The organism is Pseudomonas sp. P5_A12, assembly GCF_056400685.1.
This window is the reverse complement of record NZ_JBFUKU010000167.1, coordinates 1-12,718: the sequence shown is the minus strand read 5'-3', so window position 1 is coordinate 12,718 and position 12,718 is coordinate 1. Positions and strand designations below refer to the sequence as shown.

Below are 12,718 nucleotides of genomic sequence, written 5' to 3'. Positions count from 1 at the left end.
AATCAAGGGCTGAACCTGCCATGAGTGGATAGTCGGGTGTGATCTCTGTTGGAGCGTAAAGCAGAAACTCCGCGTAGCGGGGGTCGAGACCATCAGGAGGTAGGAGCCGGAAGCTCCGAGGGCCGGTCTGGGCGCTTAGATACCACAGGCGACACATCAACGGAACCAAGCTCGCTTACGTTGTTTGTCAGTAGGCAGGAACCGCCGTACGGAACCGTATGTACGGTGGTGTGAGAGGACGGCGGGGGCAACCCCGCCTCCTACTCGATCCTGATGCAAATCCCTGTTAGATCGTTCCCACGCTCCGCGTGGGAATGCCGCCCGGGACGCTCCGCGTCCCAGAAGCGGACGCAGAGCGTCCATTGAGGCGTTACCACGCAGAGCGTGGGAACGATCAAAAAAAGCATCGCGAGCAGGCTCGCTCCCACAGAGGGCAATAACGATTCGAGATAGCGGTTATTCAAAACCAATCTGCCGATCACAGGTATTTCCACCGCCTCGTCAGCGTCTTATCTGGAGAACCACGCTGATCGGAACTAGATTTCACTCAGCGTCAGTCAGGCGCCCAAGCGTCACCCCCAAAAGGATGGATTCGGCTATGAGCATTTTTCAACGCATTGTGCTGTTGCTTAAGGTTTTAGTGATGTTGTGCGTGGGTATGTCGGCGGCGTGGGCAGAGTGTCCGGACCATGGTGAACAAGCGTCGAGCGGGCAGGTGACGCACACTGGCCAGATGATCGCCAAGGGCGATTCAGAGCCTGGGGACCTAGATCAGGGTGGTAGCAAGGGCGATGACGATTCGACTACTGAAGAGCCGGACACCGACGATGATGAAGGTGACAGCATGTCCTAACGGCCCCACAAAATAACACCACTTCTGCGATACACCTGTAGGAGCGGGCTTGCCCGCGAAGGCGTCAGGTCAGTCGACATCAATGTCGATTGAAAGGGCGCTATCGCGAGCAGGCTCACTCCCACATTTTTATGCCGCGCCGTCCAGGAACTGCTCGGCGTAATGGCAAGCCACTTGGCGACTATCGAGCAGGCGCAGGGCCGGCTCTTCAGTGCTGCAGCGCTCGGTGGCGTACGGGCAGCGCTTGTGGAAAGCGCAGCCGGACGGCGGGTTCAGCGGGTTAGGCAACTCGCCGACGATCTTGATTTTCGGCTTGTTCGGGTCCGGGTGAATGGTCGGCGTGGCCGACAACAGCGCCTGGGTGTATGGGTGCAGGGGGCGTTCGTAGATGTCGTTCTTCGGACCCATTTCCACCGGGCGACCGAGGTACATCACCATCACGTCATCGGCAACGTGTTGCACCACGGCCAGGTTGTGGGAGATGAACACGTAGGCGGTGTTGAACTCTTGCTGCAAATCCATGAACAGGTTCAGCACCTGCGCCTGAATCGACACGTCCAAAGCCGAGGTCGGTTCATCCGCGACCAGCACTTTAGGCTGCAGCATCATCGCGCGAGCCAAAGCAATCCGCTGGCGCTGACCGCCGGAGAACATGTGCGGATAACGTTGGTAGTGCTCAGGACGCAAGCCCACCTGCTTCATCATCGCCTGGACTTTTTCGCGACGTTCGGAGGCGCTCAGGTTGGTGTTGATCAGCAGCGGTTCGCCGAGCTGGTCACCGACCTTTTGCCGTGGGTTCAGCGAGGCGTACGGGCTCTGGAACACCATCTGCACGTCTTTGCGCAGTTGCTTGCGTTGGGCCTTGTCGGCACCTGCGACTTCCTGGCCGGCGATTTTCAAGGAGCCGGAGGACGGCTCTTCGATCAGCGTCAGCGCACGGGCGAGCGTAGATTTGCCACAGCCCGACTCGCCTACAACGGCGAGGGTTTTGCCAGCTTCCAGTTCGAAAGACACACCGTTGAGCGCGCGTACGGTCGCATGACCCTTGAACAGGCCACGGGACACTTCGTAGTGACGGGTCAGGTCGCGGGCGGTAAGTACGACGGCCATTACGCCACCTCCTGATTCAGCGGGTAGAAGCAGCGGGCAAGGCTGTGGCTTTTCGGGTCAAGTGTTGGGCGTTGTTGACGGCAGGTTTCCTGCACGTACGGGCAACGCGGCGACAGCAGGCAACCCTGCGGACGGTCATAACGACCTGGAACGATGCCCGGCAGTGTGGCCAGGCGCGTGGCACCCAGGCTGTGTTCCGGAATCGCCTTGAGCAATGCTTCGCTGTACGGATGCGCCGGAATGTCGAACAGCTGTGGCACTTGACCGACTTCAACCGCTTGGCCGGCGTACATCACGCACACGCGCTGGGCGGTTTCAGCCACGACCGCGAGGTCGTGGGTAATCAGCACCAGGCCCATGTTCTGCTCTTTCTGCAACGCCAGCAGCAGGTCCATGATCTGCGCCTGAATCGTTACGTCCAGTGCGGTGGTCGGTTCGTCAGCGATCAGCAGTTTCGGTTCGCCGGCAATCGCCATGGCGATTGCGACACGCTGGCTCATACCGCCGGACAGCTGGTGCGGGTAGGCGTCCATACGGCTCGCGGCGCCAGGGATTTCCACTTTTTCCAGCAACTCGATGGCACGCTTGCGCGCAGCCTTGCCGGACATTTTCAGGTGCAGGCGCAGCACTTCTTCAATCTGGAAACCGACGGTATAGCTCGGGTTAAGCGCGGTCATCGGGTCCTGGAAGACCATGGCCAGGTCTTTGCCGACGATTTGCCGGCGCTGACGGTTGCTGAGCTTGAGCATGTTCTTGCCGTCGAAATTCAGCGCGTCGGCCGTGACGATCCCTGGATGTTCGATCAGGCCCATCAGCGCCATCATGGTCACGGATTTACCCGAACCCGACTCGCCAACGATGGCCAGGACTTCGCCCTTGTCCACGGTAATGTCGAGCCCGTCGACCACCGGAACGGCGTTTTTGTCGCCGAAGCGAACGTTGAGATTCTTGATTTCTAACAGTGACATTTGAATCTCCTCAGGCGGCGTTCTTGAGTTTCGGGTCCAGCGCATCGCGCAGGCCGTCGCCCATCAAGTTGATTGCCAGCACGCTGAGCAAAATGGTCAAACCAGGCAGACTTACCACCCACCAGGCGCGTTCGATGTAGTCGCGAGCCGAAGCCAGCATGGTGCCCCACTCCGGGGTTGGCGGTTGTACGCCAAGGCCGAGGAAGCCCAGTGCGGCGGCATCGAGAATCGCCGAGGAGAAGCTCAAGGTGGCCTGAACGATCAGCGGCGCCATGCAGTTGGGCAGCACGGTAACGAACATCAGGCGTGGCAGCGTGGCACCGGCCAGGCGCGCGGCGGTCACGTAGTCGCGGTTCAATTCGCCCATCACCGCGGCGCGGGTCAGGCGAACATAGGACGGCAACGAAACCACGGCGATGGCAATGATGGTGTTGATCAGGCCAGGGCCGAGGATGGCGACGATCGCCACGGCCAGCAGCAGGGACGGCAGGGCCAGCATGATGTCCATCAGACGCATGATGGTCGGACCCAGAATCCGCGGGAAGAACCCGGCGAACAGACCTAGGAGAATCCCCGGAATCAGCGACATCACCACCGACGACAAGCCAATCAGCAGGGACAGGCGCGAACCGTTGATCAACCGGGAAAGCAGGTCGCGACCCAGTTCATCGGTGCCGAGCAGGAATTGCAATTGCCCACCTTCCAGCCAGGCTGGCGGGGTCAGCAGGAAGTCACGGTATTGTTCGCTCGGGTTATGCGGGGCAACCCACGGCGCGAAGATCGCGCAGAAAATCACCAGCAACATGAACATCAGCCCGGCGACGGCGCCTTTGTTGCGGGAAAACGCGTGCCAGAATTCTTTGTACGGGGACGGGTACAGCAGGCTTTGATCGACTGCTACCGCTGGAGTTGGAGTGGTCATGGTCATGATCTCAGCGCTGGTGACGGATGCGTGGGTTGGCAAAGCCGTAGAGGATGTCGACTACGAAATTGACCACGATCACCAGGCAGGCGATTAACAGGATGCCGTTTTGCACGACTGGATAGTCTCGGGCGCCAATGGCTTCGATCAGCCATTTGCCGATGCCGGGCCACGAGAAGATGGTTTCGGTCAGAACCGCACCGGCTAGCAGCGTGCCGACTTGCAGGCCGACCACGGTTAGTACCGGAATCAGCGCATTACGCAGACCGTGCACGAACACCACGCGCGACGGCGACAGGCCTTTGGCGCGGGCGGTACGGATGTAGTCTTCACGCAGTACTTCGAGCATCGAGGAACGGGTCATCCGCGCAATAACCGCCAGCGGGATGGTGCCCAGCACGATGGCTGGCAAGATCAAGTGATGCAGGGCATCCAAGAATGCGCCGACGTCATCGGCCAGCAGCGTGTCGATGAGCATGAAGCCGGTGCGCGGCTCGATGTCATAGAGCAAGTCGATCCGCCCGGACACCGGGGTCCAGCCCAGGCTCACCGAGAAGAACATGATCAGGATCAGGCCCCACCAGAAGATCGGCATCGAGTATCCCGCCAGGGAGACGCCCATCACCCCATGGTCGAACAGGGATCCTCGCTTGAGTGCCGCGATCACCCCGGCCAGGAGGCCCAGGATACCGGCGAACAGCAGCGCGGCCATGGACAGTTCCAGGGTCGCCGGGAATAGAGATGTGAATTCGGTCCACACGCTTTCACGGGTACGCAGCGATTCGCCAAGGTCGCCGTGGGCCAGTTTGCCGATGTAGTCCAGGTATTGGGCATACAGCGGTTTGTTCAGACCAAGGCGTTCCATTGCCTGAGCATGCATTTCGGGGTCGACTCGACGTTCGCCCATCATGACTTCTACGGGGTCACCAGGAATCATGCGAATCAACGCGAAAGTCAGCAAGGTGATGCCGAAGAACGTGGGGATCAATAACCCCAATCGGCGGGCAATAAAACTAAACATCTTCTGGTGTACCTCATCAGCCGGTTAGGCGTGCCCGGCATTCCTGGGTCAGGAATGCCGGTAGTTTCTTATCTACTTCACCTGGGTAGTGGCGAAGTTATTAGTGGTAAGGGGACTAATGTGATAGCCCTCTACGTTGTTGCGCATTGCAGTAAACATACGGGTGTGCGCCATGCTGATCCATGGCTGGTCCTGATTGAAAACCTCCTGGGCTTGCTCGTAGAGCGCGGCACGTTCCGTCGGATTTACTTTAGCCCGCGCTTCGTCGATCAGCGTCTGGAATTTCTCGTTGCACCAGCGCGCGTAGTTTTCGCCGTTCTTGGCTGCTTCGCAACTCAGCATAGGCGTCAGGAAGTTGTCCGGGTCGCCGTTATCGCCCGCCCATCCGGCGGAAACCATATCGTGCTCGCCGTTTTTCGCACGTTTGAGCATTTCGCCCCATTCCATGACGCGAATATCGATCTTGATCCCGACCTGGGCCAGGTCAGCCTGCATCATCTGCGCACCGAGCATCGGGTTCGGGTTGGTTGGACCTCCGCCGTTGCGGGTGAACAGTGTAAACGTAGTGCCTTCTGGTACGCCGGCTTCCTTGAGCAGTGCGCGGGCCTTGTCCAGATCACGCGGCGGATTTTTCAGGGCGTGGTTGTAACCCAGCAGGGTGTCAGGGTACGGGTTGACGCCCACGGTTGCATTGCCTTTGCCGAACAAAGCATTGACATACGCGGCCTTGTCGAACGCGATGTCGATGGCTTTACGCACGCGCACATCGCTCATGTATTTGTGCGAGGTGTTCATCGCGATGTACGAAACGGTCATCGCGTTCAGCTCATCAACCTTGAGGTGGGGGTCCTTCTTGATGCTCGGGATGTCATCGGGCTTGGGATACAGCGCGATCTGGCATTCGTTGGCCTTGAGTTTTTGCAGGCGCACATTGTTGTCGGTGGCAATCGCCAGAATCAAGGCTTCAGCCGGTGGCTTGCCACGGAAGTAGTCCGGGTTGGCCTTGAAGCGAACCTGGGCGTCCTTGTTGTACCGCTGGAACACGAACGGGCCGGTGCCGATTGGCTTGTTGTTCAGGTCGCCGGCCTTGTTCGTCTTGAGCAACTGGTCGGCGTATTCGGCGGAGTAGATCGAGGAGAAGGCCATGGCGATGTCCGCCAGGAACGGCGCTTCGCGACGGGTCAGGGTGAATTTTACGGTGTTGTCGTCGACTTTCTCGACGCTTTTAAGCAGTTCCTTGAAGCCCATGCTTTCAAAGTACGGGAAGCCCACGCTCGACAGTTTGTGCCATGGGTGGTTCGGGTCCAGTTGACGCTGGAAACTCCAGACCACATCGTCGGCGTTCATGTCGCGGGTCGGCTTGAAGTAGTCGGTGGTGTGAAACTTGATGCCTTTGCGCAGGTGGAACGTGTAAGTCAGACCGTCTTCACTGATGTCCCAGGACTCGGCCAGCGCCGGAATCACCTCAGTGGTGCCGGGCTTGAAGTCCGCCAGGCGATTGAAGAGGGTTTCGGCCACGGCATCGGCAGTGACTGCAGTTGTGTACTGGACCATATCGAAGCCTTCCGGGCTGGCTTCGGTGCAGACCACCAGGGGTTTGGCCGCGACGCCAACAGCGACACTCAGCAACGCGGCCGTGATGGCCGCACGTAGGGTAAGCATTTTCATCAAGAACCCTCTGCAATCGGTTAAAAGTAAAAGCCCAGCGGCCGATTCGTCACTGAATCAGCCGTTGGGCAGGTGCATTACAGGATGTTGAACGGAATGGTGGTCACGAGGCGGAACTCGTTGATGCTGCCGTCACCCTGGTTTTCGCTGGAACGGTGAGCGGTGTAGGTCGCGCGAACCGTGGTGGCCTGGAACGGGYCGCTCTGAATCGCGTACGTAGAACCGATGCCGTATTCGTAATGATGTTCGCCGTCCATGTTCTTCACGTCGTAGGCCGTGCCGGTGTAGTGAGTACCGTTGATGTCCCAGCCACGCGCCTGGTAGATGTTGAACTTCAGGCCAGGCACACCGTATTCAGCCATGTTCAGGCCGTAGGCGATCTGGAAGGATTTCTCGTTCGGGCCGTTGAAGTCCGACAGCAGGGAGTTGGCCAGGTAGATGCCGTTGGTTTCGTGCAGGTAGTCGAAGTACTCGTTACCTTCCACTTGCTGGTACGAGAAGGTCAGGGTATGAGCCCGGTGAGTCAGGCCGAACGACAGGGAGTAGGTGTCGTTGTCGATGTTGCCGAGCAGGGCCTTACCTTCTTCCTGGGTTTTGTAGTAATTCAGGCCGGTGTTCAGGCTCAGCACTTGGCTGTCACCCAGGATGTGATTGGCGCCGAAGTAGTATTGGTTCCAGATGTCTTCAGCCTGGGTCGCCCACAGGCTGGTGGTCAGGCTGGCGAAGGGTGTGAAGGTGAGACCGCCGGTGTAAACATGATCGGTTTCAACGAAGCCGTTGGAGTATTCGGTACGGAATTTACTCAGGCTCTCTTCGGTTCGCGGTGAGTTGCGATTGAACGTGCCCAGGTCGAATGCCAGGTTGTTCAGCTCTTCGCTGTGGAGCGCCACGCCCTGGAAGCTCGAAGGCAGCGCACGGTTGCCAATGACATCGACCATTGGGCTGCTGAAGTTCATGCGGCCGGCAGTCAGGGTGGTGTTGGAGACGCGGGCCTTGACGTTGGCCAGCCCCAGCTTGCTCCACTGACCTTGGGCGTCGCCGCCGTCTTTTGTCAGGGTACGGTTGTTGCCCGCGCCCGGACGGGTGCCCGGTGCGCCACCGTTGTTGGAAGCCAGGTTCTTGCGATTACGTTCCAAAGCCACCTCGTTGTAGGCACCCACTTCAGTGCTCAAGCCTACGGCGCCTTGGGTGAAGCCCGAGTTGTACCGGACGATGGTGCCTTGAACCCAGTTGATACGGCGATCCGTCGGGGTGGCTACACCGTCTTTGCGATAGGTGAATTTGCCGCCGCGGTGCAGTTGCTCGTTGGCATACCAGTTGCGGGTGGTGCCGGTGATCGACTGTCCTTCGACAAAGCCGGTTGCGTCGGCTTGTGCGCTTTTGGTGTTGACCGTCACCGGGGTGAATTCCTGGCTCTGGGTTTCTGCGTAAGCCGTGGCGGTTATGCTGCTGATGACCAGGGCCAATATCGCTCTGTTGCTCCGTTTCATGGGTGTAGCTCCTCAGTTTCTTTTTTTTATTTAATGCCGGTCTTATTGGGTGATCCGGCTCTTTGGCTTAGAACGCAAACAAGGCTTCGCAAACGTTTGCTTTACGCCCTTGTGGGGAATGTCGGCAATACGCTTGCGTGAGGGCGCAAATGTGCCCCCAGCGTTCTGGCTAATCGGTTATTGCTCGATACTGACGCCCGAGAACACGTTGCGGCCGAAGGGGCTGACTTTGAACCCTTCGACTTTGGTGCTTAACGGCTGGTTGACCGTCGAGTGGGCGACTGGCGTGATCGGTACCTGCTGTTTGAGGTACTGCTGCGCCTGTTGGTAGAGCACGGTGCGCTGGTCGCGGTCAGTGACGACCTTGGCCTGCTTGATCAGCTTGTCGTAAGCCGGATCGCACCACATGGAGTAGTTGTTGCCACCAATGGCATCGCAGCTGTAAAGCGTGCCGAGCCAGTTGTCCGGGTCCCCGTTGTCACCGGTCCAGCCGATCAGGCTGATGTCGTGTTCGCCATTCTTGGTGCGCTTGATGTACTCGCCCCATTCGTAGCTGACGATCTTCACTTTGAGACCGATTTTTGCCCAGTCAGCCTGGAGCATTTCGGCCATCAACTTGGCGTTTGGGTTGTAGGGGCGCTGAACCGGCATCGCCCACAGGGTGATTTCGGTGCCTTCTTTCACGCCGGCCGCCTTGAGCAATTCCTTGGCTTTTTCCGGGTTGTAGGCGGTGTCTTTTATCGTTTCGTCGTAAGACCATTGGGTCGGCGGCATGGCGTTGACGGCCAATTGCCCGGCACCCTGGTAGACGGCGTTGAGAATGCTCTGCTTGTTCACCGCCATGTCCAGCGCCTGACGCACTTCGAGCTGGTCGAAAGGCTTGTGTCGAACGTTGTAGGCGATGTAACCGAGGTTGAAGCCAGGCTTCTCGATGAGCTGGAGTTTGCTGTCGTTCTTCAGTGCAGTCACATCGGCAGGGCGCGGATGCAGGGTGATCTGGCATTCGTTGGCCTTGAGTTTCTGCACGCGCACCGAGGCGTCGGTGTTGATGGCGAATATCAGGTTGTCGAGCTTGACCCGGCTCGGGTCCCAGTAATGCTTGTTGCCGGTGTAACGGATGTTGGAGTCTTTCTGGTAACTCTTGAATACGAACGGGCCAGTGCCGATCGGCTTCTGGTTGATGTCGCTCGGTTTGCCTTCGGCCAGCAGCTTGTCGGCGTATTCGGCGGACAGGATGGCAGCGAAGCTCATGGCAATGTTCTGGATGAACGCGGCGTCGACGCTGTTGAGCGTCATGACCACGGTCAGCGGCCCGGTCTTTTCGACCTTGGCGATGTTCTTGTTCAGGCTCATCCCGTTGAAGTACGGGAACTCGGTCGGATAAGCCTTACGGAAAGGTTGTTGGGGGTCGAGCATGCGATTAAACGTGAACAGCACGTCATCGGCGTTGAAGTCACGGGTCGGCGTGAAGAAGGGAGTGGTATGAAACTTTACCCCCTCGCGCAGGTGAAACGTGTACTTGAGGCCGTCCTCGGAAATATCCCAGTTGGTGGCCAGGCCCGGTACGACGTTGGTCGCGCCTTTTTCAAACTCTGCCAAACGGTTGTACAGCGGCTCGGCGGCGTCGTTATCGGTCGCAGTGGTGTACTGCGCCGTGTCGAAACCGGCGGGGCTGCCTTCGGAGCAGAACACCAGGCTGTTATTGGCGGCCTGAGTGATGGAAGTGGCGGCCAACAGGCCGGTGCCCAGCAATGCGGATAAAACCAAGGTATGGCGCATGACGCTCCCTCTTATCGTTCACGAGTGTTTTGACAATGAGCCGCCGTCCCGTCCTGGAACGTGGAGGATCATTGATTTCAAACCCTGCTTGCAGCAAAACCGAGAGCCCAYGCATGAGCTGGTCAGAACTCGACGGTAGGGACCGTAGGTCTGGCAGTAAATGCGTAGAGTCCTAAAGACTCGTAGGAAATGGCAACGCGTCCGACGCGACAACAGTAGTGCGCTTCGGAATTTGCTGTAAGAGACTTCCTACTTTGTCGGCAGATAAAGCAACGGCGACGTGAGAAACGTCGCCGTTGCAAGGCCTTACTTGCTAACGCTTACGCCGTAGAAGGAGTTCAAGCCAAATGGGCTGATCTTGAAGTCCTGCACGTTGTCGCGCATTGGTTGGAACACCGTCGAGTGAGCGATAGGCGTCATTGGAACGGCGTCTTTGAGGACGTGTTGCGCCTGTTTGTACAGGTCAGTGCGCTTGGCCTGATCGGTCGTGCGCTTGGCTTCCTTGACGATGCCGTCGAACTTCTTGTCGCACCACTTGGAGAAGTTGTTGCCTTCCAGCGAATCGCAACCGAACAGCACGTTCAGCCAGTTGTCCGGATCACCATTGTCGCCGCTCCAGCCGATCAGCATCGCCTGGTTTTCGCCACCTTTGGAGCGCTTGATGTACTCGCCCCACTCGTAGCTCTGGATCTTGACCTTGAGACCGATCTTGGCCCAGTCAGACTGCAGCATTTCTGCCATCAGCTTGGCGTTCGGGTTGTATGGACGCTGTACCGGCATCGCCCAGAGAACGATTTCGGTGCCTTCTTTCACGCCGGCTTCCTTGAGCAGCTCTTTGGCTTTCTCAGGGTTGTACGGCGCATCTTTGATGGTGGTGTCGTAGGACCACTGGGTCGGAGGCATGGCGTTCACGGCCAGTTGGCCGGCGCCCTGGTACACGGAGTCGATGATCTGTTGCTTGTTGACGGCCATGTCCAGTGCCTGGCGAACCTTCAGGTCAGCCAGCGGGTTTGCATCGGTTTGACCCTTGACCTTGTCCATCACGTTGTAGGCGATGTAACCCAGGTTGAAACCAGCCTGGTTAGGCACTTTCAGAGTCTTGTCTTCTTGCAGCGCCTTCAGGTCAGCGGGACGTGGGAACAGGGTGATCTGGCACTCGTTCTTCTTCAGCTTCTGGATACGCACCGACGGGTCGGTGGTGATGGCGAAGATCAGGTTGTCGATCTTCACGTCATCCGGCTTCCAGTAGTCCTTGTTCCCGGTGTAGCGGATGTTGGAGTCTTTCTGGTAGCTCTTGAACACGAACGGACCAGTGCCGACCGGCTTCTGGTTGATGTCGGCAGCTTTGCCTTCTTTCAGCAGCTGGGCTGCGTACTCAGCGGACTGGAGCGAGGCGAAGCTCATGGCCATGTTCTGGATGAACGCGGCATCAACTTCTTTCAGGGTGAACTTGACGGTTTTGTCGTCGACTTTATCGATCTTGGTGATGTTGGTGTCCATCCCCATGTCGGTGAAGTACGGGAATTCGGTCGGGTACGCTTTGCGGAACGGGTCATCCTTGTTAATCATGCGATTAAAGGTGAACAACACGTCGTCGGCGTTGAAATCACGAGTCGGCTTGAAGTACGGGGTGATGTGGAACTTGACGCCGTCGCGCAGGTGGAAGGTGTACGTCAGGCCGTCCGGGGAGATGTCCCAACTGGTCGCCAGACCAGGAATCACAGCGGTGCCGCCGCGCTCGAACTGGGTCAGACGGTTGAACATGGTTTCCGCAGAGGCGTCGAAGTCGGTGCCGGTGGTGTATTGACCTGGATCGAAACCGGCCGGGCTCCCTTCGGAGCAGAACACCAGGTTAGTCGCGGCTTGGGCGAAGGGTGCGCTAGCTAATAAGCTGGCGCCGAGCAAAAACGGAATGACCGCGTTTTTAAGCATGGTGGCCTCATGATTGTGGCTTTTTTGGAATTATAGGACGACCTCGTGAGCCGACCCTGCGGATACTTATGCAGGCGCCGTACCCAATGCAAGATCCTGATCGAGCATAGGCGTTAAACAGTGGCACGTACGTACCTTAATGTCGCATATGTATAAATCCAGGCGCATTTGACCGTTTGCGCAGGTTTTTTTCGGTGCAACCGGGTGCACCTCTGCGGGTCAATCGACACGTTCTGTGCGCTCGGTTGGAGCGCGGTGTTACTTATTTATACCCACAGTTTTGGGGCGGGATACGTTGATTTCGCGAATATCCGAATCTCAAGAAGATGGGAGCTAGCCTGCTGGCGATGGCGGACTGGTAGTCGTCAAATCCCTTTCTGCTGCCTCGGAGTGATCGTTCCCACGCTCCTGCGTGGGAATGCCGCCAGGGACGCTCCACGTTCCATTTTTGTGTTTAACGATGTGTAAGAAACACAGCGCTTTCCCACGCATTTTTCAGGTTGCCGGGTAGGAAGCAGTGTCTCTAACCTCTGGCTGTCGCTGCAAAATCAGCGACCGGGCGTGAGATCCCCGGCAATTAGTATTCATCTAGCGCCAATGCCACCATAATTGGCGCCAGCTTATCTGCTGCCTGTAAATGCGTTATGGCGGCTGTGTGCGGGCAGACTTCGGTCTGGCCGGGTGCCTACTTCCGGTGATCTCACTCTGCACATAGCTGCCACCTCTTCGTCGCTTGAGATCCGGCGAAGAGATGGCTCCCGTTATCAGTAGGAGTTTTCCATGGATAAGTCAGTCCCCGATCCACCCACCACTCCCGAAGCCGAAGACTTGCGCACCGAGTCGCTAATCAAAGACCGCGAAGCCATAAAACGCGCCCTCGATTATTACCTCGATCCCCCGTCGCAATACACCGAAAAACCCCGCCGTCCCAGCACCCCCGTCGCAATACACCGAAAAACCCCGCCGTCCCAGCAC

General features: G+C 58.0%; 9 protein-coding genes and 1 pseudogene. 2 read left to right on the top strand and 8 right to left on the bottom strand.

The window, feature by feature from the left end; genetic code table 11:
* The first annotated feature begins 598 nt into the window (after nucleotides 1-598).
* Nucleotides 599-853: a hypothetical protein gene (locus AC1DSG_RS20260; RefSeq protein WP_477792475.1), complete on the top strand. Its 255-nt coding sequence runs from the start codon at nucleotides 599-601 to the stop codon at nucleotides 851-853.
* 129 nt (nucleotides 854-982) lie between these two features.
* Here the strand turns inward: AC1DSG_RS20260 and AC1DSG_RS20255 are convergent, their stop codons facing one another.
* The 8 genes from AC1DSG_RS20255 to AC1DSG_RS20220 all read right to left on the bottom strand — a co-directional run bounded on the left by AC1DSG_RS20255 (nucleotide 983) and on the right by AC1DSG_RS20220 (nucleotide 11,743).
* Nucleotides 983-1,963, bottom strand: a complete 981-nt coding sequence (locus AC1DSG_RS20255; protein ID WP_477792474.1) for a peptide ABC transporter ATP-binding protein — start codon at nucleotides 1,961-1,963, stop codon at nucleotides 983-985.
* Nucleotides 1,963-2,931: an ABC transporter ATP-binding protein gene (locus tag AC1DSG_RS20250; RefSeq protein WP_477792473.1), complete on the bottom strand. Its 969-nt coding sequence runs from the start codon at nucleotides 2,929-2,931 to the stop codon at nucleotides 1,963-1,965. The genes AC1DSG_RS20255 and AC1DSG_RS20250 overlap by 1 nt, the downstream gene beginning before the upstream one ends.
* A 10-nt stretch (nucleotides 2,932-2,941) precedes the next feature.
* Nucleotides 2,942-3,853, bottom strand: coding sequence for an ABC transporter permease subunit (locus AC1DSG_RS20245; protein ID WP_477792472.1), 912 nt, complete (start codon nucleotides 3,851-3,853; stop codon nucleotides 2,942-2,944).
* A gap of 10 nt (nucleotides 3,854-3,863) precedes the next feature.
* Nucleotides 3,864-4,874, bottom strand: coding sequence for an ABC transporter permease subunit (locus AC1DSG_RS20240; protein ID WP_477792471.1), 1,011 nt, complete (start codon nucleotides 4,872-4,874; stop codon nucleotides 3,864-3,866).
* Between the two features lie 72 nt (nucleotides 4,875-4,946).
* Complete coding sequence (locus AC1DSG_RS20235) at nucleotides 4,947-6,542, bottom strand: ABC transporter substrate-binding protein (protein ID WP_477792470.1); 1,596 nt, start codon at nucleotides 6,540-6,542, stop codon at nucleotides 4,947-4,949.
* Between the two features lie 77 nt (nucleotides 6,543-6,619).
* Complete coding sequence (locus tag AC1DSG_RS20230; RefSeq protein ID WP_477792469.1) at nucleotides 6,620-8,032, bottom strand: OprD family outer membrane porin; 1,413 nt, start codon at nucleotides 8,030-8,032, stop codon at nucleotides 6,620-6,622.
* Nucleotides 8,033-8,209: 177 nt separating this feature from the next.
* Entirely contained in the window at nucleotides 8,210-9,811 is a 1,602-nt protein-coding gene (locus tag AC1DSG_RS20225; RefSeq protein WP_477792468.1) for an ABC transporter substrate-binding protein, read from the bottom strand.
* A 306-nt stretch (nucleotides 9,812-10,117) separates the two neighbouring features.
* Nucleotides 10,118-11,743, bottom strand: coding sequence for an ABC transporter substrate-binding protein (locus AC1DSG_RS20220; protein ID WP_477792467.1), 1,626 nt, complete (start codon nucleotides 11,741-11,743; stop codon nucleotides 10,118-10,120).
* A gap of 780 nt (nucleotides 11,744-12,523) precedes the next feature.
* On the opposite strand from AC1DSG_RS20220, the pseudogene AC1DSG_RS20215 reads away from it, so the two are divergent.
* Nucleotides 12,524-12,718, top strand: a pseudogene (locus AC1DSG_RS20215) (hypothetical protein); the annotation flags it as partial.

Bases quoted from the DNA above. Each gene is read 5' to 3' on its own strand.
- AC1DSG_RS20225 (WP_477792468.1), bottom strand. From the start codon at position 9,811: ATGCGCCATACCTTGGTTTTATCCGCATTGCTGGGCACCGGCCTGTTG.
- AC1DSG_RS20240 (WP_477792471.1), bottom strand. From the start codon at position 4,874: ATGTTTAGTTTTATTGCCCGCCGATTGGGGTTATTGATCCCCACGTTC.
- AC1DSG_RS20220 (WP_477792467.1), bottom strand. From the start codon at position 11,743: ATGCTTAAAAACGCGGTCATTCCGTTTTTGCTCGGCGCCAGCTTATTA.
- AC1DSG_RS20245 (WP_477792472.1), bottom strand. From the start codon at position 3,853: ATGACCACTCCAACTCCAGCGGTAGCAGTCGATCAAAGCCTGCTGTAC.
- AC1DSG_RS20260 (WP_477792475.1), top strand. From the start codon at position 599: ATGAGCATTTTTCAACGCATTGTGCTGTTGCTTAAGGTTTTAGTGATG.
- AC1DSG_RS20235 (WP_477792470.1), bottom strand. From the start codon at position 6,542: ATGAAAATGCTTACCCTACGTGCGGCCATCACGGCCGCGTTGCTGAGT.
- AC1DSG_RS20255 (WP_477792474.1), bottom strand. From the start codon at position 1,963: ATGGCCGTCGTACTTACCGCCCGCGACCTGACCCGTCACTACGAAGTG.
- AC1DSG_RS20250 (WP_477792473.1), bottom strand. From the start codon at position 2,931: ATGTCACTGTTAGAAATCAAGAATCTCAACGTTCGCTTCGGCGACAAA.